A 19,089-nucleotide genomic window follows, 5' to 3' on the forward strand; every position below is an offset into this window, starting at 1 on the left:
TCTGCTGATGGGAGGCATGCATGAGTAGGAAGAACAGCGGGTTTGCCGCCGACTTGGCGGCAGGAATCGATCTGACCGAAGAGTCCGCCGCGCCGCGTCGATCGAGCATCGCGTCGAACGTGCTTACCGGGCGTTCAAACCGTTTGGCCGATCTCGCTTCCGGAGCAATCGTCTCGCGCACGCATGAGCTCGTTGACCCGGCAAGGTGTCGGATGTGGTCTGGCCATAATCGCGACTATGCGCTCCTCAATGAGGAACGCTGCGCAGATTTGATCGAGAGCATTAAGGCGCAGGGCCGGCAGGAGATCCCGGCAATTGTCAGGCGCCTGTCTGGTGACGATGGATATGATTTCGAGGTCATCTGCGGCGCGAGGCGGCACTGGTCGATCAGTTGGTTGCGGACGCACAACTATCCAGATTTCAAGTTCCTCGTGGACGTCCGCGAAATCGGCGACGAGGAGGCGTTCCGGCTCGCTGATCTCGAGAACCGCGCACGAGACGACCTCACCGATTTTGAACGGGCGAAGGACTATCTGCGAGCTTTGACGGCCTACTACGAGGGTCGGCAGAAGACGATGGCCGAACGCCTCAAGGTGTCCGAAAGCTGGCTCACACGGTACCTGGATCTGGCCCGCCTGCCCGAGGAGTTGACCAGAGCCTTTGCTAATCCGCAGGAGCTCGGAATTCGCAATGCGATCGCACTCAAGGCGCTCATGAAGCCTGAGGACCGAAAGGAGAGAGCTTTCCGGGAGGCAGCCCGGCTTGCCGCGGAGCGCGAGCGAAGTGGCCAGTCACCTTCTGTGCTGGAAGTGATCAAGGCGCTTTCTCTTGCGGTCGATCCCCCCAAGAAGTCAGGATCCCCCAAGAAGTCAGGAAAGGCCGAGACTGTCGCCAATGCTGTGGGCCAGCCTGTACTTCGGATTGAGGGAGCTGATCGTAAGGGGGTTCGGATCACCTTGTTGAGCAAGGGTGGTGCGACGCGCCAGGAAGCCGAAGAGGCTATCCGCGGTGTACTAGATCAGCACTGGCCGGTAGCATAGCGCTATCGATCTCGCGCAAGCGCACCATGCCTGCCTCCTGCAGCGACAATACGGATTGCGAAGCGGTTCGCTTTGTCACGCCAAGGCTTCTTGCAAGCTCCGCTCTGGTGAGGGGGCCAAGGCTGACAATCATGCGCCACGCCTGCGGAGCGGTGGAGGAGGCATACAGTCGTCCGGCCAGCTGCTTGTCGGCCAAAGCGACAGCTTCTCGCATCATCCGCAAATCGGCCGCGGCTTTGTCAGCGGCCATCTGAATCGCTGAACGGAGAAGCGCGGGCAGGGGTTCTTCGTGGAATTCGCGGAACAGGACCCGTGGCATCACGCCTGCAAGGGCCAGCGGGGCCGACCCCAAGCCAAAAAGATGAGGCCGTATGGCCGTCGCCAGTGAGGCGGCCCAGGCCGCGCCACGCGGCGCCGAGCGCGTGATCGCGAACCCGCCGACCTTGACCATTTCGCTCCCGCCTTCGAAGAAGTCGAGTTCCTCGGTTCGCAGTTCCTCAAGCCACTCAAGCAGGGTGCCCACCGGATCTCGGGTCGGCAGCAGCGCATCAAGCCGTTCGAGCGCGCGATCGGCGGGCAAATAGGCCTCGCTGAACCCTTCGGAGTGGTTTTTGGCGGCCATGACCAGCTTGGCGGCATGGGCGAGGGGAGGATGGCCTCGCCGGCTGATCCACGACAAAAACTGTCGGCGCTCTTCGGAGTACCACGTGCGCACTAACTCGCTCGCTTCGAGCCCGGGATTATGTTCGATACCAAGATTATCAAACGGATAATCGCGGACTTGCACACGCCAGAGGCGCCGAAGAGAGGCCAGCGCAAGGCATTCGGCGAGCTCGGCTGAGATGAAGGGAAGGGCGCCCTCAATCCGCGCGAGCGTCAGCTGCCAGGGGGCGGGCGCAGAAACCATGAGGCAGATAGTATATAAATGGCCTGAAAAGTATACCCGGCTTGTACGGTCCATTTGCTGTCCGATAAGAGCCCTTCACGGACGATAAGGTATTCGATATAAAGCAGCCTGAATTGGCCGCGATGACGCCCGCGCCCAACGCAGGGATAGGGCACACCAGCGGCAATGAAGCTTGAGGAGTGTCGCCGTGGACGATGACAGCAGCAGGGCTTTGGGGCTTTCAGATGAAGTCGCGCTTTCGCCGCTGGGGAATGCGATCCCGCCGCAGCTCGCAGCTGAGATCGAAGCGGCACGCTCGTACCGGGCGCGATCCAAGGCGGCCAACACTGTGCGGGCCTATGACAGTGACTGGCGGCAGTTCGAGGAATGGTGCTGGACGCGCGATCTTGAGCCTATGCCTGCCATGCCGGAGGCAGTTGCCACATACCTTGCCTCGCTGGCGCAGGCGGGGAGGGCGGACAGCACCATCGGGCGGCACCTTGCGGCCATCGCCTGGCATCACAGGCAGGCGGGACAGGTCGCACCCCAGCATCGCGACCCACGTGATGTGATTGCTGACACACTTGCTGGGATCCGGCGTGAGCAACGTGCTCGGCCGACGCGCAAGAAGAGCGCAATTCTGGCGGCCGATCTTGCGCGGATGATTGCAGCTGCCGAAGGCCAGAGTCCGCGAGCGATCCGCGACCGAGCGGTCATGGTACTGGGGTTGGCGGCGGCGCTCCGGCGTTCCGAACTTGTCGCGCTACAGCTGGCTGACCTTGAGCTGGTGCGGGAGGGTCTCAAATTGACGATCCGGCATTCGAAAACCGACCAGGAGGGCGCAGGGCAGGTCATCGCGGTGCCTTCTGGTAAGGTGCTAAAGCCCGGCGCGCGCCTCAACGAATGGCTCAGCGTTAGGGGAGGGGAGGCTGGACCTTTGTTTTACCGCACCGACGCACAAGGTATGATGACCAAGGAGCCCATGTCGGATCGCTCGGTTGCCCGCCTGATCCAGCGTTACGCCGAAAAGGTTGGGCTCGATCCTGCCGCATTCGGTGCCCACTCGCTACGCTCAGGGTTCCTGACCGAGGCAGCCAAGGCGGGGGCCTCATTGCCGAAGATGCAGGAGGTATCGCGGCAGAAAAAGGTCGAGGTGCTGCTTGGCTATGTCCGCGACGCAGCGCTGTTCGAGAACCATGCGGGTGAGAGATTTCTGTAGTGCGTGTTTTTGAGCACGCTGCATGGTCCAATTGACCGGGTCTGGGACGAAGCGGCCCTTTCCAATCGGCATGTTGAATGCCTGACTTTGACAAAAGCTGACACGCCTCAGCCCGCGAGCATAGACGGTAGCTAATAAACGCCGGCTTCCTGAAACCCGACATGCAGAAATCGACCCCTGTGTTGACGGCTCCCCGAGTGTTGGGCAATCGGGAAACTTTTAGTCCTATTCCGCGCCCTTCAGCTCGGCAGTAAAGCGGTCGCACGTGGCAAGTTCCGCCTCAGTCAACCGGCGCCGCCGCCACTGCCAAAGCAGCAGCAACCCGGCGGTGGCGGCCCAGACCAGGGACAGAACCAACGCGGAGCCCAAGCTCACCGCTGCGAACGCGTGGAGCGCCCAGACAGCCGCTGCGCAAGTGATTAGTATCGCTGCTGCAAGCCGCGAGCCCTTAAGGATTAGCAGCATGAGCTCGGCCTGACGCCGTGCCTGGCCCACGACCGCGTCCGGGGTCTCGAGAGACCCGGCGGTCCGATGCTTGCGAAGCCACCAATGTTCTATGAGCATGAACGGCAGTGCGACAAGCAGCGCCCCCGCTCCAAACAGAAAGAGCGCCTCCTCCCCTTTCCAGGCGCTCACGATGAACCACGCACAGGCGCCGATCGTCACCACGACCCCAATGCTATTCAACCATGTCCAGAGTCTGATCTGCTGCTCGCGCCGGGCTATCAGGCTGCGCGCCTGGTTTATGTCGACTGGCTGCTGCCGCCACTGAACCTTCATCATCTCCAGGAGATCGTGGTCATTCATCGAGCATTTCCTTCAGCAGCGCCTTTGCACGCTTGATCCTCACTCCGACGTTGGAGACGCTGATTCCCAACGCCTCGGCGATGTCCATATAAGCCAGCTCCTCAAGGACCAAAGTTATCACCTGCCGATACGGCAGCGGCAGTCGCCGGACCGCCGCTGCCAGCTGGCGCGACCGATCCGATTCGATCAATCGCGCTTCCGGTGTTTCCGGGTCGGCGGACGGCAGCGACTGGGTCTTCCGGCGCTTGGCCTCAGACTCGCGGATGACATGCGAGACTCCGCGATTGTGGGCGATCCGGAACAGGAAAGGCGCCAGCTTCTCCCTCGAGCGAAGGCGGGGCAGCGCCTGGTGAATCGCAAGCAGCATATCCTGTCGCAGATCCTCCTGCAGCACCTTGTCCGCTTCGTACGAGGCGGCGATTCGAGCGAGCGACGCGCCATAGTCGCGTATGATGTCATCGAGCTGGCTCACGCGTGATTCAGTCTGCGCCTGGTCCGGAAACTTACAAAATATTTGTTCCGCGGCCGCGTAAGAAAATCAGTTCTGATACCGACTGTACAAGCAAATCCAAAGTTGGAGACTGCTCGTGAAGACTCGAATGACAATCGCCCTGGCGGCGGCCACGCTGATACTGACACCATCCGGAGCGCAATCGCCAGTGCGCGATCTATACTATGGCGTGACAATTATCGACCCAGCTACCGAAACGGTGCAGCCTGACAGCTACATCGCAGTAGAGGCAGGGCAGATTGTGGAGGTGGGTCGCGGACAGCCGCCCGCAGCGCCGAACGTCCGGCTCCACGATTATCGTGGTCATTTCGCAATGCCCGGTCTCATTGACACCCATGCCCATGTGACGCTCGGACCGATGCGGATCGAAACCGAGGACGGTTTAAAAATGGTCGCCGCGCACAGGCCCGACGTCGTCACCCACAACGCACGCCATCTGCTGGCGTTCGGAGTGACCACGATCCGCAATCCCGGCGGCGACATGGCAGCGAACCAAGCTTACGACACCCGCATTGCCGCAGGCCTGCTCGACGGCCCCGAAGCCTTTCACGCGGGAGAGGTGATTGATCGCTCACCGATACCGATCGAGGGACTGGTATCCCGGCCGGGGCCGGACCTCAGCGTCTCCGACATCGTCCGCAGGCAATCAACGGCCGGCGCAGACTTCATCAAACTCTACACCAACTTGTCCGAGGAAGAGCTGAAGCAGGGCATTGATACGGCACATGCAGCGAACCGGAAGACCATTGCCCATCTGTCGGATGTCAGCTGGACCCGTGCAGCCGAAATCGGAATCGACTCGATTGTTCATATGATGCCGATCAGCCCGGACCTCCTGCCGGAGGATCGGCGCATGAAGTATCGAAAAGAGCGCCGCGAGGGATTCTTCCAGTCCTTCGAGTGGTATGAGGCCGCGGACTTCGACGCCGAGCCGGTGCGGGAGATGATTGAGACGCTGGCGCGCGAAAAGGTGTTCATCGATGCGACGTTGGTCGCCTTTCAACCAGCCTTTTGGGGAGACAGGCCCGAGATCCGCGATCGCGATCTCGCCTTTGTGCACCCCGACATGGCGGCAAACTGGCAAGCCGGTTTCCGCTTCGATCTCGGATGGAAGGAGCAGGACTACCGCCGGGCGCAGGCAGTCTGGCCTAAGGTGCTCAGCCTGACCCGGTGGCTCCACGAGGCGGGCGTTCCGATGACGATCGGTACTGACCTCGCGAATCCGTTCATCGCTCCCGGGATCAGCTTGTCGCGTGAAATGGAGTTGCACCTCGAGGCCGGAATCCCAGCTTGGGCAGTACTGCGGATGGCGACGGTTGACGGCGCTCGACTGCTCGGAATCGAGGGGCGCACCGGCAGGATCAAGCCCGGCCACGAAGCTGACATTCTGATACTTAAGGCTGACCCGCTCGCTGACTTCGCGAACCTTCGGCAAGTCCGTGCGGTGCTGAACAATGGCAAACTGCTGTGCCCTGCCGAGCTTCGGCAGGCGCGCGCGGAGCCGCAATAATGGTTCAGGGCACCAAGCGCCGGGTCGCTGTGCTCGGAGTGGCGGCGCTGATCTTCCTGCCGTGGCCGACACTCGCCGCCGCTTGGCTGATTTTGGACCCAGGCCTGACCGAATGGACGATGATGGTCGCCGCAGCCGCGGTGACTACCGAAGCAGGACTCTACTTGGGCGCGGTAGTGCTCGGAGTGTCGTCATTTCGACGCATTCGGAGTCGGCTGCGGTTTCGGCGGGCCAAGGACGAGGACAAGAGTGCCTAACGCGCACGTTTCGACGAGCGGAGATAGCAGCCCAGGGATCTGTCAGAGCAAATGCACCGGCCAGTGAAGAATTGAGGGCAGGACGGTGCATTGCCCAGACCTCGCAAGCCAGTAAGCCCGGTTCGGTACTTCAACTGTTCGCCCGAGATCATCCGTTTGGTGGTTATGATGTACGTGCAGTTCCCGCTGAGCCTTCGAAACGTTGATGACTTGCTGGCTGAGCGCTGGATCGATACCGGATACAAGATGCCGGCATCGGCACGGGCCTCATCATTGCTGGAGCGTCAAGCGCCTACAAAGTGCAACTTGATCTGCGTGGCCTGGTGGTGACACGCGAAGCGCCAGTTGCCTCAGTTTATATCGAACGACTGCCAGATGGCAGCAGCGTGCGCACGAGCTTTGCATTGGGCCGGACGTCCAGCGGCATATCCGGAAATAGCGAAAGGATCGTGCTAGAACCTGAATCCTATGCGAGCTTTTTTGCGCGAACAGATACTGAGTTTGCTGAACGCCATGTCTCAGAGAAAGAGATCTTGGTTGAGGTCAATAATACCGACAATGTAAACGACACTGCAAAATTCGCAAATCGGTGATCCTAGTCACTATCCATCATCGATCATAAGTAGCTCCGATGCACGACCCTGCAAGTGACACGACTGCGTCGGACGGATGAAGACATTGAATTCGGTGATCAAGAACGACCAATTCTGGCTCGACAGCGGCCACTGCCCAACTCGGGCCGCGAATGGCGGCTATTGTGGGTTCGTTTCCCAAAATCTGCCATTCCGGAATCGACCCCGTTCAGGACATGGAAAACGGACGTTTGACCGTCCAGAATTGGCCTGTACAAGAAAATGGTTGGTCAGGCCAATTGACAGCCGCTTGACCTTACTTGATGCATCGCCTGCCTGCCTGCCTGCGGGCGCGCTCGATATTGCTCGGCATCAGGAAAGGTTGAATAGCATATGCCTCGCGTCAATCGAACCGCCGATAGCCACCGGCACAATGCTTCCCTTCTGCTGAACGCGATGCACGCGGGCCTTGCCGCTGTGCGCGGAGAAGCCTGTCTGCAGGGGCACCTGATCCCGAGACTCGTGCGGGGACGGACAGTGGTTGTCGCCGCGGGTAAGGCGGCGGTGTCGATGATGGCCGGGGCGTGCGACATACTCGGGCCCGAGCGCGTCGAGGGGATCGTGTTGACCCGATATGGGCATTGCGGCGCGATCCAGTTGCCGGCCGGTGTGGAGCTCGCCGAGGCCGCACACCCGGTTCCCGACGCGAACGGCGAAGCGGCCGCGCGCCGGATTCTTGCGCTCGCGGCCGGCCTGACCGCTGGCGACCGACTGATTGCGCTGATTTCGGGTGGGGCCTCAGCGCTGCTGACCTTGCCCGCCGCTGGGATCACGCTGGCCGAAAAGCAGGCGCTCAATCGCGCATTGCTGGCGAGCGGGGCTTCGATTGCGGAGATCAACTGCGTGCGCAAACATATCTCGGCAATCAAGGGCGGGCGGTTGGCGCTGGCGGCATATCCGGCGCGCGTGGAAACCTACTGCATTTCGGATGTGGCAGGCGACAATCCGGCCCTGATCGCATCCGGACCGACCGTGCCCGACACCACCACACAGGCCGATGCGCGCGCGGTGCTCGAACGCTACGGGATTGTGCCTTCGTCGGGGGTGACGGCCGCGCTGGCCGATCCCCTCAATGCTCTTCCCGCCCCCGATCATCCCGCCTTTGCCGGGGCGCAGGTGAGAGTCGTTGCCCGGCCGCTGGCGGCGCTGGAGGCGGCGGCTGGCGTGCTGGCCGGAGCGGGGTATGCTCCCGTGATCCTCGGCGATGCGATCGAAGGCGAGGCGCGAACCGTCGGAGCACAGCATGCGGCGCTGGCGCTGGCGCATCATGCGCAAGGGCAAAGGGTTGCTCTGATCTCAGGCGGCGAGTGCACGGTCCGGCTCTGTGCAGGAGCAGGCAGGGGCGGACCTAATGCGGAATATCTGATGGCGCTGGCGCTCGGCCTCGACGGAGCAAAGGGAATCAGCGCCCTTGCGGTGGATACCGACGGGATCGATGGGAGCGGCGACAATGCCGGGGCGATGATCAACCCGACGACGGTCGCCCGCGCCGTCGCCGAGGGAATCGACTGGGCCGCAGCTCTGGACGCCAACCGCTCCTATGACAGTTTCGCCGCGCTGGGCGATCTGGTGATGACCGGGCCGACGCTCACCAATGTCAACGACCTGAGGATTATCCTGATCGACCCCTAAGTCGGCCGCCTTGCAAATTGTCCTGACCAAATTATAGACTGGTCAGATAGTCTTCGGGGAGCGAACGACAATGCTGGATCGACGCACGGCGCTTGCCTCCCTTCTGGCGACCACGGCGTTGTCGGTGTCGGGATGCCGCACACCTATGCACGCGGAGGCCGACTGGTTGGTCGCCCCCTGGGGCGACGCCGAACGGATTGTTGCCGCGATCCGGCGCGTGGCGATCCCGCCGCGCACCTTCCCGCTCGCCGATTTCGCCCCCGCTGCCGACGACGCCCGCCCCGCGATCCTCGCCGCGATCCGCGCCGCACATGAGGCCGGCGGCGGGCGGGTGGTGATCCCTGAGGGGCTGCACCTCAGCGCCGGTCCGATCCAATTGCGCTCGAATGTCGAGCTGCACCTTGCAGCGGGTGCCACCCTGCGTTTCCTGCCGGGCGAGGCGCTCTACCTGCCCCCCGTTCGCACCCGCTGGGAGGGGACGGAGTGCTACACCCTCTCGCCGCTACTCTATGCCGAGGATTGCGAGAACATCGCGCTCACCGGCCCCGGCACCATCGACGGGCAGGGCGCGGCGCATTGGCTGCCCTGGCGCGAGACGCAGAAAGCCGCCCAGACCGCCCTGCGCGACATGGGCCGTGACGGGGTGCCGGTGGAGCAGCGCATCTTCACCGGAGAGCGCCGGTTGCGCCCGCACTTCGTCCAGTTCAACCGCTGCAAGCGCGTGCTGGTCGACGGGCCGCGCCTGATCGATTCCCCCTTCTGGATGGTCCACCCGCTGCTGTGCGAGGACGTGATCATCCGCAACATCACCTGCAAATCCGATCATGTGAACAGCGACGGCGTGGACCCCGACAGCTCACGCCGGGTGCTGATCGAGAACTGCGATTTCGACGTCGGCGATGATGGCGTCTCGCTCAAATCGGGGCGCGATCAGGATGGCTGGCGGGTCGGCATCCCGACCGAGGATGTGGTGATCCGGGGCTGCACCTATAGCGGCCATGCTGGCGGGGGCATGGCGATCGGATCGGAAATGTCGGGCGGGGTGCGCCATGTCTTCGTCGACGGGTTCCGCATTCCCAAGGCGCGGCACACCTTGTATTTCAAGGCCAATCTCGACCGCGGCGGGCGGATCAGCGATGTCTTCATCCGCAACATCACGGCGGGAGAGACCGCCTCGCTGCTGGTCTTCACCAACGACTATCACTCCTATCGCGGGGGCAATTTCCCGACCGTGTTCGAGCGCATTCTGGTCGAGAACGTCACCGTCGCCCGCACCGGAGCGGGGATTTCGATCGCCGGTCACCCCGATGCCCCGGTGCGCGATGTGGTGATCCGCGACGTCACGATGGGCGCAGCAAAGCACCCGCTACAGATCAGCAACGCCCCAGGTACGATGCTGCAACGGGTCATGCACGGCACGCGCATGATTTCGCTCGCCGATGCCGAGCCGGTGCCTCCCAGCGTGCCGGGCGGTTATTGACCGGCGGCAGGCCGAAGGCGGCTTGACGCTGGGTGATTGGTCTGCCAATCGTTCACCAGAGGTCAGGCCAGTTTGAGGTTGGCCATTTCGGGGTGTGTGATGCAGGGCAAGCGGCTCTACGAACGTGTAGCGCAGGCAGTGGCGGGCGATATCGTCGCGGGCCGCTACAAGCTGGGCGAGCGGCTGCCGTCCGAGCGCGATCTCGCCGCGCTCCACGATGTCAGCCGCCCGACCATCCGCGAGGCGATGATCGCGCTGGAGGTCGACGGGCTGGTCGAGGTGGTGACCGGCTCTGGCGTCTATGTCCGCGCGCTGCGGCGAAAGCACGGCAAGCCCGCCCCCGCCGATGTCGGCCCCTTCGAACTGCTGGAGGCCCGCGCCCGGATCGAGGGCGAATCTGCCGCGCTCGCCGCCTCGCACATCACCGACGAGGAACTCGCCGCGCTCGAAGCGCTGGTGGCCGAGATGGAGGCGGAGAACGCGCGCGATGTCGTGATGTCGGAAGATGCCGACCGGCGTTTCCACATGGCGATCGCCGCCGCCACCCGCAATTCGGCGATGGAGCAGGTGATCGAAGGCCTGTGGGAGGCGCGCAACCAGTCGCTCCAGAACCTGCGCTTCCTCGAAAAGGCCCGCGCCGAGGGGGTGAAGCCCCGGATCGAGGAGCATTCCGCCATTGTTGCCGCGCTGCGCAGCCGCGATCCGCGCGCCGCCCGCCATGCGATGCGCACGCATTTGCGCGGGGTTGCCGACATGGTGTTCGCCGCGACCGAGGCCGAGGCGATGGAGCGCATCCGCGCCGAAATCGCCGGGGAACGCCGCCGGTTCCAGCTGGGAGATTGACGAGAGTGCCGAGGCTCCACCTGCACGAGGACCGGCTGTTCCCGGCCGATCCCGCCACCCGCGACATTGCCCGCAGGCTCTATGCCGGGGTGCGGCATCTGCCGATCATCAGCCCGCACGGGCACACCGACCCCTCGTGGTTTGCCGACAACCAGCCCTTCCCCAATCCGGCGGCGCTGCTGATCACGCCCGATCACTACGTCTTCCGGATGCTCTATTCGCAAGGCATCCCGCTGGAGGCTCTGGGCGTGCCCAAGCTGCCCGGCGCGGACGGCCCGCCGACCGAGACCGATCCGCGCAAGGTCTGGCGGCTGTTTGCGGCCAATTACCACCTGTTCCACGGCACCCCGTCGCGGATCTGGCATGACTGGGTCTATTCGGAAGTCTTCGGCCTGACCGAGGTGCTCTCGCCGGAAACCGCCGATCACTATTACGACGTGATCGACGCGAGGCTCGCGCAGGACGATTACCGCCCCCGCGCGCTGTTCGAGCGGTTCAATATCGAGGTGATCTGCACCACCGAAGACCCGCTCGATCCGCTGGTGCATCATGCCAAGCTGCAAGCCGATGGCTGGGGGCGCAAGGTCATCACCGCCTTCCGTCCCGACAATGTGCTCGATCCCGAGTACGAGGGATTTGCGGACAATGTCGCCAAGCTGGGCGCGATCACCGGCTGCGATACCGGGACGTTTGACGGCTATCTCGACGCGCTCAAGAACCGCCGCGCCTTCTTCAAGGCGCATGGCGCGACCTCGACCGATCACGGCCACCCCACCGCGACTACCGCCGACCTGCCCCGCGCCGAGGCCGAGGCGCTGTTCGCTCGCGCGCTTTCGGGCCAGTGCTCGCCGCAGGACGCCGAGACCTTCCGCGGCCAGATGCTGACCGAGATGGCGCGCATGAGCCTTGAGGATGGGCTGGTGATACAGATCCATCCCGGCTCCTCGCGCAATCACAATGGCGAAGTGTTCACCCGCTTCGGGCGGGACAAGGGCGCGGATATTCCGATGCGCACCGATTACGTCGCCGCGCTGCGCCCCTTGCTGTCGCGCCACGGCAATGACCCGCGCCTGAACGTGATCGTCTTCACCCTCGACGAAAGCACCTATGCCCGCGAACTGGCGCCGCTGGCGGGGCACTATCCCGCGCTGAAACTTGGCCCGGCGTGGTGGTTCCATGACAGCCCCGAAGGGATGCGCCGCTTCCGCGAGAACACCACCGAGACAGCGGGCTTTTACAACACGGTCGGCTTCAACGACGATACCCGGGCCTTCCTGTCGATCCCGGCGCGGCATGATGTGGCGCGGCGGATGGATTGCGCGTTCCTCGCAAGGCTGGTGGCCGAGCACCGAATGCTGGAGGACGATGCGCACACCGTGGCGCAGGATCTCGCCTACAACCTCGCCAAGGCGGCCTACCGGCTCGGCGCATGAGCACTGCCGCCGCCGCCCCCGTCCGCATGACCCGCCACCGCTGGGTGATCTGCGCGCTGCTGTTCTTTGCCACCACCATCAATTACATCGACCGGCAGGTGATCGGCATTCTGAAGCCGACGCTGAGCGCGGAATTCGGCTGGTCGGAGACCGACTATGCCGACATCGTGTTCTGGTTTCAGGCGGCCTATGCGCTGGGCCTGCTGCTGGTCGGGCGGCTGATCGACCGGGTGGGGGTGAAGTGGGGCTATGCCCTTGCAGTGATGGTGTGGAGCCTGTTTGGCATGGCCCACGCGGCCGCCTTCAGCATCGCCACCTTTGCCATGGCGCGCTTCGGGCTGGGGCTGGGCGAGGCGGGCAATTTCCCCGCCGCGGTGCGCGCCACTGCCGACTGGTTCCCCAAGAAGGAACGCGCCTTTGCCACCGGCATCTTCAATTCGGGATCGAATGTCGGCGCGATCCTGACGCCCTTGCTGGTGCCGATCATCGTGATCGACTGGGCGCTCGGCTGGCAGGGGGCCTTCATCATCACCGGGGCGCTGGGGTTCCTCTGGATCATCGCCTGGTGGCTGATCTACCGCGAGCCCGAAGGCAACGCCCGGGTCAGCGCCGCCGAGCTTGCCCATATCCGCAGCGACCCGGTGGAGGCGACCACGCCGATCGCCTGGGGGGAATTGCTCAGGCACCGCCAGACCTGGGCCTTTGCGCTGGGCAAGTTCCTGACCGACCCGATCTGGTGGTTCTTCCTGTTCTGGCTGCCCGATTTCTTCGGCAAGAATTACGGGCTGGACCTCAAGACCTTCGGCCCGGCGCTGATCGCGATCTACCTCTTGGCGGATGTCGGCAGCATCGCCGGGGGGTGGTTCTCCAGCTTCCTGATCAAGCGCGGGTGGAGCGTCAATGCCGGGCGCAAGAGCGCCATGCTGCTCTGCGCCATGTGCGTGCTGCCGGTGAGCCTTGCGATCTATGCCGAGAACCTTGTGATTGCCGTGGGCATCATCGGGCTGGCGGCGGCGGCGCATCAGGGCTGGTCGGCAAACCTGTTCACGCTCGCCTCCGACCTGATGCCGCGCCGCGCGGTTGCCTCGGTGGTGGGGCTGGGAGGCATGGCGGGGGCTGTGGGGGGTATGCTGATGGCGACGTATGCGGGCTATGTGCTGGAGAATGTCGGGAGCTATACGCCGATCTTCCTCCTCATCGGCTCGATGTATCTGATCGCGCTGGCGGTGATCCATGCGCTGGTGCCCCGGCTCGATCCGGCGAGGATCGACGCATGAGCAGGACCGCGCGCCTTTCCGCCGCCGCGCTGGGCGATCTGCCTGCCGGTTGGGCGCGGCCTGCCTATGACCGCAGCCAGCCTTGCGGGGTGGTGCATCTGGGCACCGGAGCCTTTCACCGCGCGCATCAGGCGTGCTTCTTCGATGCGCTGCTGGCGGCAGGGCATGAGGGCTGGATGATCCGGGGCGCGAGCCTGCGCTCGCCCGCCGTGGCGCAAGCGATGAACCCGCAGGACGGCCTGTTCACCGTGCTGGTCCGTGATGGCGGGGATGAGCGGGCGCAGGTAGTGGGATCGGTGCGCGACGTGCTGGTCGCGCCCGATGACCCTGCCGCGCTGGTGCAGGCGCTGGCCGATCCGGCGGTCGCTCTGGTGACGCTGACCGTGACCGAGAAGGGTTACTGCCTCGACCCTGCTACCGGCGCGCTGCGCAGCGACGATCCGACGGTCGCTGCCGATATTGCCAACCTAGCCGCGCCCCAGACCGCGCCGGGCTTTCTGGTCGCCGGGCTGGCGGCGCGGCGGGCGGCGGGGCTGGCGCCGTTTACCGTGCTCTCCTGCGACAACCTCCCCGAAAACGGCCAGCGCACCCGCGCCGCCGTGATCGCGCTGGCCGAGGCGGTGGACCCGGCGCTGGCGGCGTGGATCGCTGCCGAGGTCGCCTTCCCCTCTTCGATGGTCGACCGGATCGTGCCCGCGACCACCCCGGACGATCTCGACAATTTCGAAAGCGCGAGCGGCTGGCGTGACGAGGCGCTGGTCAAGACCGAGCCCTTCACCCAATGGGTCGTGGAGGACTGGTTCTGCAACCGCAGGCCTGCGCTGGACACCGTCGGCGTGCAGTTCACCCGCGATGTCGCCGGGTGGGAGAAGGCCAAGCTGCGGCTCCTCAACGGCGCGCATTCCGCCATCGCCTATCTCGGCGGGCTGGCGGGCTATGCCTATGTCCATCAGGCCATGGCCGCCCCCGGCTTCGGCGCGCTGATCGAGGCCTTGTGGGACGAGGCACAGGCGACGCTCGATCCGGTCGAGGGCTTCGATCCCGCCGCCTATCGCGCCCAGCTGCGCGCGCGTTTCGCCAATGGCGCGCTGATGCACCGGACCCACCAGATCGCGATGGACGGGAGCCAGAAGCTGCCGCAGCGCTGGCTTCAGACCATCCTTGCGACCCGCGCCGCCGGTCGCCCGGTGCCCCCTGCGCTGACGCTGGCGCTGGCCGGGTGGATGCGCTGGCAGGCGGGGGTGAGCGATGCAGGCGTGCCCTTCGTGGTCGACGATCCGCTCGCGCGCGAGAGCGCCGCCGCCCTCGCCGCCGCTGATGGCGACCGGGCTGCGGAAGTGCGCGGATTGCTCGGCATCGGGGCGATCTTCGGGAGCGAACTGCCTGCCGACGCGGAGTTCGTCGCCGCGCTGGCCCGCGCCTATGCGGCCATTGCCGATGGTTCTGCCGGGGCGGCGGTGCGGGCCTTTGCGGAAGGGCGGGGCTGAGCCATGGGTGAGGCGCGCATCCTTGCCATGCACCCGGATGACAATGTCGCGCTGTGCCTCGATCCGGTGGCGGCGGGCGATGCGCTGGCGGGCGGGGTGATCGCGGGCGAAGCCATCGCGCCCGGCCACAAGATCGCGCTTGTCGCAATCGAGCCGGGTGAGGCGGTGCGCAAATACGGGCAGGTGATCGGCCTTGCCACCGCCGCGATTGCGCCCGGCGCGCATGTCCATGTCCACAATGTCAGCGCCGATGTCGGCGCCTTGCGCAGCGCCGCCGGAGCGCCTCCTGCGCCCGCCCTGCCTGCGCGCCGGGCGCGCTTTCGCGGATACCGCCGCGCTTCGGGCACGGTCGGCACGCGCAACTATATTGGCATCCTCACCAGCGTGAACTGCTCCGCCAATGTCGCCCGCGCGATTGCCGCCGCCTTCCCCGATGCGATGTTCCATGATGGCGGCGCGGTCGATGGCGTCGTGGCGCTGACCCACACCACCGGCTGCGGCATGACCCCGGCGAGCGAGGGCACCGCCAACCTCCAGCGCACGCTCGCCGGATACTGCGCCCACCCCAATTTCGCCGCCGTGCTGGTGGTGGGGCTGGGCTGCGAGATGATGCAGATCGCAGGCTTTGCCGACGCGGTCGAGGCGGCGCGGCAGGGCGTCACCTTGCGCACCCTTACCATTCAGGAGGAAGGCGGCACCCGCGCCGCGATCGAGGCCGGGCGCGCGATCATCCACGAACTGATCGCCGAGGCCAGCACGGCGACGCGCGAGGAGGTCTCTGCCGAGCATCTGATCCTCGGCCTGCAATGCGGCGGGTCGGACGGGTGGTCGGGCGTCACCGCCAACCCGGCGCTGGGCCGTGCGGCGGATCTGCTGGTGGCGGCAGGGGGCACGGCGATCCTCTCCGAAACGCCGGAAATCTGGGGTGCCGAACAGCTGCTGTTCGCTCGCGCTGAGAGCGATGCGGTGCGCACGACCTTGCAGGAGCGGCTCGACTGGTGGGCGGATTATGTCGCCCGCAACGGCGCAGAACTCAACAACAACCCCTCCCCCGGCAATATCGCGGGCGGGCTGACGACGATCCTCGAAAAGTCGCTGGGGGCGGTGGCGAAGTCGGGATCGAGCCCCTTGCGCGGCGTATATCGCTATGGCGAGCCGATCACGGCGCGCGGCTTCGTGTTCATGGATTCGCCCGGTTACGACCCCTGTTCGGCGACCGGGCAGATGGCGGCGGGGGCGAATATCCTCGCCTTCACCACAGGGCGCGGATCGGTGTTCGGATCGAAGCCCGCGCCCTGCATCAAGCTCGCCAGCAACCGCGCGCTGGCCGCGCGCATGGCCGAGGACATGGATATCGACTGCTCCCCGGTGCTGGACGGGGTGAGCCTCGATGCGATGGGCGAGGCGATCTTCGATCTGCTGCTGCGCACCGCCAGCGGCGAGCGGTCGAAGTCCGAAGGCCTCGGCCTCGGCGATCTCGAATTCGTGCCCTGGCAGATGGGAGCGGTGATGTGAGGCGGGCGCTGCTCGCTTTCGCGCTGGCGCTGCTGCCGGTGCCGGCCCATGCCGCGCCCCGGGTCGAGGCGGTGGAAGCGGCGCTCGCCACCCTCGCCGATCATGCCGCGCAGGTGCTGATGACCGAGGAAGGCCGGGGCCGCGCCGATTACGACATGGTCGCGGTGCGCTGGCATTCCTACGAGGATCACTGGCACACCGGCCAGCTGGTCTGGGCCTTGCTGGAGGCAGGCGCGGTGCTGGACCGGCCCGATCTTGTCGCCACGGCAAGGCGCGGCGGGGACTGGTGGATTGCGACCGAATATCCGGCAGGGCACCCGCTCGCCGGGCTGGTCGCGGCGGCGCATGGCGACCGGCTGGGCGAGTTGATCAACTTCACCACCATCGCCGACGGCACTCCCGGCCTCTTCGCGCTGACCCGCGCCACTGGTGATCCGCGCTATGCCGATGCCGCCACCCGCTCAGGCCGCTGGCTGTGGGCCAACACCCGCGTCCCCGAAGGCACGCCGGGCGGCGAGGGGCTGTTCTACAACATCATCGATCCCGCCACCGGCGAAGTCTGGCGCGACTGGGACGTGCACACCCAAGGGCCCATCCGCGACGCGGACAAGGCAGCGCGCGCTCCCGCCCCCATCACCCGCGTTGCCCGACCCAATATCGAAGGCTTCCTGTTCCACGATATGTGCCGCCACACCGGCGACAAGGTGTGGTGCGACCGCTTCATCGCCCAGGCCGACGCGCTGCTCGCCCGCCAGCATGAAAGCGGGCTGTGGCTGGAGTTCGAGCCGAACGAAGCGGACGGCAGCCAGATCCACCCGCGCTTCAACATCTGGAACGCCGAAGCCCTGCTGCAGGCCTACGAAGTCTCGGGCGACCGCAAGTATCTCGAAGGCGCCGCCCGCACCGCGCGCTGGGCGCAGAAGGTGATGCAGAAGGACGGCACGCTGTTCTACCGCACCAGCATCGACGGCGCCTCCAACCGCGCCGAGGTGACCGGATCGGCGGTCGCCTTCAACGGCATCCTGATGCTGCGCCTCAAGGACTACGGCTTCACCGAATTCGCGCCGACCATCGATGTCTTTGCCCGGTGGCTGATCGCCAACCGCTACGCCGCCGATCATCCCGACAGCAATCTGGCGGGCGCGGTGATCGACACGCGGCTGAAGCTGGCGGACGGCAAGGTGGCGCTCATCAACCGCGACGTCGGCAGCACCTTCGGCATCAGGTTCCTGTCGCTCTACCTGCGCGACCGGCAGTGCGAGGATGTCAACGCATGGCTCAACGGGCGCGCGCCATGAGCGGGCTGACCCGGCGCGGCGCGATCACGGCGGGGGTGGCCGGGGCGGCCATCGGCGCGCTGGCGCGTCCGGCGCTGGCGCAGACGCCCGCCCCTGCGGCCGCCGCTTCCTTCCTCACCAACCTGCCCGGGCGCGAGCGGGTGGCGCTTGACGGGCCGTGGAAGGTGATCCTCGATCCCTTCGATGTCGCCGGCCGCAAGCCGAGCAAGCGGCGTTCGTTCTGGCTCGATACCATCGAAACGCCCGAGACGGGCCTCGTCGAATATGAATGGGCCTCCAGCGACGAAATGCAGCTTCCCGCCGCATGGAACGATGTCGCGGCAGAGCTGACCTATTACGAAGGCCCGGCCTATTTCCGCCGGTTGCTCGACGCCGCCCCGCGCGCCGGCTGGCGCCAGTTCCTCCATTTCGAGGCGGTCAATTACGCTGCGACCGTGTGGCTCAATGGCGTCGAGATTGCCCGGCACGAGGGCGGTTTCACGCCCTTCGCGGTCGAGATCACCGATCTCCTCGCCCGCGCCGGGGCTGGCCCGCACAGTCTGGTGGTGCGCGCCGACAGCCGCCACCGGGCGGACACGGTGCCGGGGCTGGATTTCGACTGGAAGAACCGCGGCGGGATCACCCGCTCCGTATGGCTGGTGGCGGTGCCCGAGACCCATATCCGCGACACCTATGCCCGGCTGGAAGGTGATGTGCTGGCAATCGACGTAACGCTCGATGGCCCGGCGCGCGGGGGGCAGACCGTGACGGCGAGCCTCGCCGGGCGCAGCGCGCGTGCGGTGACAGATGCCGAGGGCCGGGCGCAGCTGCGCCTCCCGGCCAAGGGCCTTGCGCGCTGGTCGCCCGAAGCGCCGGTGCTGCACGAGCTTGCCGTCACCGCCGCCAGCGGCCGCCTGACCGAGCGCATCGGCCTGCGCACCATCGCCACGCGGGGCCGCGAGATCCTGCTCAACGGCGCGCCCGTTTTCCTGCGCGGTATCTCGATGCATGAGGAAGCCTTCGGGGCCGAAGGCGCGCGCGCTGTCAGCCCTGCCGAGGCCCGCGCGCTGCTGGCCGAGGCCAAGGCGCTGGGGTGCAATTTCGTGCGCCTCGCCCATTACCCCCATGCCGATCACGTCGCGCGCCTCGCCGACGAGATGGGCCTGATGCTGTGGGCCGAAATCCCGGTCTATTGGGAGGAGATCGACTACGCCTCCCCCCGCACCCTCGCGCTCGCCCGCCAGATGATGGGCGAACTGGTGCGGGGGGGGGGGGGGGGGGGG

The 19,089-nt window shown here is 65.6% G+C and carries 17 protein-coding genes; 14 read left to right on the forward strand and 3 right to left on the reverse strand.

Annotated features, from left to right (window positions below; genetic code table 11):
• Window positions 1–20: 20 nt before the first annotated feature.
• The gene (locus tag ACLBKT_RS15250) at window positions 21–1,040 is read left to right on the forward strand and encodes a ParB/RepB/Spo0J family partition protein (RefSeq protein WP_410183833.1); all 1,020 of its coding nucleotides are present in this window, start codon (window positions 21–23) and stop codon (window positions 1,038–1,040) included.
• Here ACLBKT_RS15250 and ACLBKT_RS15255 read toward each other — a convergent pair.
• Entirely contained in the window at window positions 1,000–1,947 is a 948-nt protein-coding gene (locus ACLBKT_RS15255) for a MarR family transcriptional regulator (RefSeq protein ID WP_410183834.1), read from the reverse strand. The genes ACLBKT_RS15250 and ACLBKT_RS15255 overlap by 41 nt on opposite strands.
• A 328-nt stretch (window positions 1,948–2,275) precedes the next feature.
• Here ACLBKT_RS15255 and ACLBKT_RS15260 point away from each other — a divergent pair, with 328 nt between their 5' ends.
• Window positions 2,276–3,145, forward strand: coding sequence for a site-specific integrase (locus ACLBKT_RS15260; RefSeq protein WP_410183835.1), 870 nt, complete (start codon window positions 2,276–2,278; stop codon window positions 3,143–3,145).
• 225 nt (window positions 3,146–3,370) lie between these two features.
• Here the strand turns inward: ACLBKT_RS15260 and ACLBKT_RS15265 are convergent, their stop codons facing one another.
• Complete coding sequence (locus tag ACLBKT_RS15265; RefSeq protein WP_410183836.1) at window positions 3,371–3,952, reverse strand: hypothetical protein; 582 nt, start codon at window positions 3,950–3,952, stop codon at window positions 3,371–3,373.
• Window positions 3,945–4,424 (reverse strand): RNA polymerase sigma factor, encoded by a 480-nt coding sequence (locus ACLBKT_RS15270; protein WP_410183837.1) that lies wholly within the window; start codon window positions 4,422–4,424, stop codon window positions 3,945–3,947. The genes ACLBKT_RS15265 and ACLBKT_RS15270 overlap by 8 nt, the downstream gene beginning before the upstream one ends.
• 127 nt (window positions 4,425–4,551) lie before the next feature.
• Here ACLBKT_RS15270 and ACLBKT_RS15275 point away from each other — a divergent pair, with 127 nt between their 5' ends.
• From ACLBKT_RS15275 to ACLBKT_RS15330, 12 genes are all read left to right on the forward strand, one after another.
• Window positions 4,552–5,973 (forward strand): amidohydrolase family protein, encoded by a 1,422-nt coding sequence (locus tag ACLBKT_RS15275; protein ID WP_410183838.1) that lies wholly within the window; start codon window positions 4,552–4,554, stop codon window positions 5,971–5,973.
• A complete protein-coding gene (locus ACLBKT_RS15280; RefSeq protein WP_410183839.1) occupies window positions 5,973–6,230 on the forward strand; it encodes a hypothetical protein in 258 nt (85 codons plus the stop codon). The genes ACLBKT_RS15275 and ACLBKT_RS15280 overlap by 1 nt, the downstream gene beginning before the upstream one ends.
• Before the next feature lie 299 nt (window positions 6,231–6,529).
• Window positions 6,530–6,823, forward strand: a complete 294-nt coding sequence (locus ACLBKT_RS15285; RefSeq protein WP_410183840.1) for a hypothetical protein — start codon at window positions 6,530–6,532, stop codon at window positions 6,821–6,823.
• 435 nt (window positions 6,824–7,258) lie between these two features.
• Window positions 7,259–8,494, forward strand: a complete 1,236-nt coding sequence (locus ACLBKT_RS15290) for a glycerate kinase (protein ID WP_410183852.1) — start codon at window positions 7,259–7,261, stop codon at window positions 8,492–8,494.
• A 70-nt stretch (window positions 8,495–8,564) separates the two neighbouring features.
• Window positions 8,565–9,974, forward strand: a complete 1,410-nt coding sequence (locus ACLBKT_RS15295; RefSeq protein ID WP_410183841.1) for a glycoside hydrolase family 28 protein — start codon at window positions 8,565–8,567, stop codon at window positions 9,972–9,974.
• A gap of 78 nt (window positions 9,975–10,052) precedes the next feature.
• Entirely contained in the window at window positions 10,053–10,817 is a 765-nt protein-coding gene (locus ACLBKT_RS15300) for a FadR/GntR family transcriptional regulator (RefSeq protein WP_410183842.1), read from the forward strand.
• Between the two features lie 5 nt (window positions 10,818–10,822).
• Window positions 10,823–12,250 carry a glucuronate isomerase gene (uxaC, locus tag ACLBKT_RS15305; protein WP_410183843.1) on the forward strand — a complete coding sequence of 476 codons (1,428 nt, stop codon included), beginning with the start codon at window positions 10,823–10,825 and terminating at the stop codon, window positions 12,248–12,250.
• A complete protein-coding gene (locus ACLBKT_RS15310) occupies window positions 12,247–13,527 on the forward strand; it encodes an MFS transporter (RefSeq protein ID WP_410183844.1) in 1,281 nt (426 codons plus the stop codon). The genes uxaC and ACLBKT_RS15310 overlap by 4 nt, the downstream gene beginning before the upstream one ends.
• Window positions 13,524–15,014, forward strand: a complete 1,491-nt coding sequence (locus ACLBKT_RS15315) for a mannitol dehydrogenase family protein (protein ID WP_410183845.1) — start codon at window positions 13,524–13,526, stop codon at window positions 15,012–15,014. Before ACLBKT_RS15310 ends, ACLBKT_RS15315 begins: the two co-directional genes overlap by 4 nt.
• A gap of 3 nt (window positions 15,015–15,017) precedes the next feature.
• A complete protein-coding gene (locus ACLBKT_RS15320) occupies window positions 15,018–16,529 on the forward strand; it encodes a UxaA family hydrolase (RefSeq protein ID WP_410183846.1) in 1,512 nt (503 codons plus the stop codon).
• A complete protein-coding gene (locus ACLBKT_RS15325; RefSeq protein ID WP_410183847.1) occupies window positions 16,526–17,827 on the forward strand; it encodes a hypothetical protein in 1,302 nt (433 codons plus the stop codon). The genes ACLBKT_RS15320 and ACLBKT_RS15325 overlap by 4 nt, the downstream gene beginning before the upstream one ends.
• A partial coding sequence (locus ACLBKT_RS15330) for a glycoside hydrolase family 2 protein (RefSeq protein ID WP_410183848.1) occupies window positions 17,803–19,089 on the forward strand: 1,287 nt, incomplete at its 3' end. The genes ACLBKT_RS15325 and ACLBKT_RS15330, both read left to right, overlap by 25 nt.

This window comes from Erythrobacter sp. W302b (assembly GCF_046452395.1).
Lineage (GTDB): Bacteria > Pseudomonadota > Alphaproteobacteria > Sphingomonadales > Sphingomonadaceae > Erythrobacter.

Bases quoted from the DNA above. Each gene is read 5' to 3' on its own strand.
- ACLBKT_RS15320 (WP_410183846.1), top strand. From the start codon at position 15,018: ATGGGTGAGGCGCGCATCCTTGCCATGCACCCGGATGACAATGTCGCG.
- ACLBKT_RS15295 (WP_410183841.1), top strand. From the start codon at position 8,565: ATGCTGGATCGACGCACGGCGCTTGCCTCCCTTCTGGCGACCACGGCG.
- ACLBKT_RS15290 (WP_410183852.1), top strand. From the start codon at position 7,259: ATGCACGCGGGCCTTGCCGCTGTGCGCGGAGAAGCCTGTCTGCAGGGG.
- ACLBKT_RS15280 (WP_410183839.1), top strand. From the start codon at position 5,973: ATGGTTCAGGGCACCAAGCGCCGGGTCGCTGTGCTCGGAGTGGCGGCG.
- ACLBKT_RS15265 (WP_410183836.1), bottom strand. From the start codon at position 3,952: ATGAATGACCACGATCTCCTGGAGATGATGAAGGTTCAGTGGCGGCAG.
- ACLBKT_RS15275 (WP_410183838.1), top strand. From the start codon at position 4,552: ATGACAATCGCCCTGGCGGCGGCCACGCTGATACTGACACCATCCGGA.
- ACLBKT_RS15310 (WP_410183844.1), top strand. From the start codon at position 12,247: ATGAGCACTGCCGCCGCCGCCCCCGTCCGCATGACCCGCCACCGCTGG.
- ACLBKT_RS15250 (WP_410183833.1), top strand. From the start codon at position 21: ATGAGTAGGAAGAACAGCGGGTTTGCCGCCGACTTGGCGGCAGGAATC.
- ACLBKT_RS15315 (WP_410183845.1), top strand. From the start codon at position 13,524: ATGAGCAGGACCGCGCGCCTTTCCGCCGCCGCGCTGGGCGATCTGCCT.
- ACLBKT_RS15255 (WP_410183834.1), bottom strand. From the start codon at position 1,947: ATGGTTTCTGCGCCCGCCCCCTGGCAGCTGACGCTCGCGCGGATTGAG.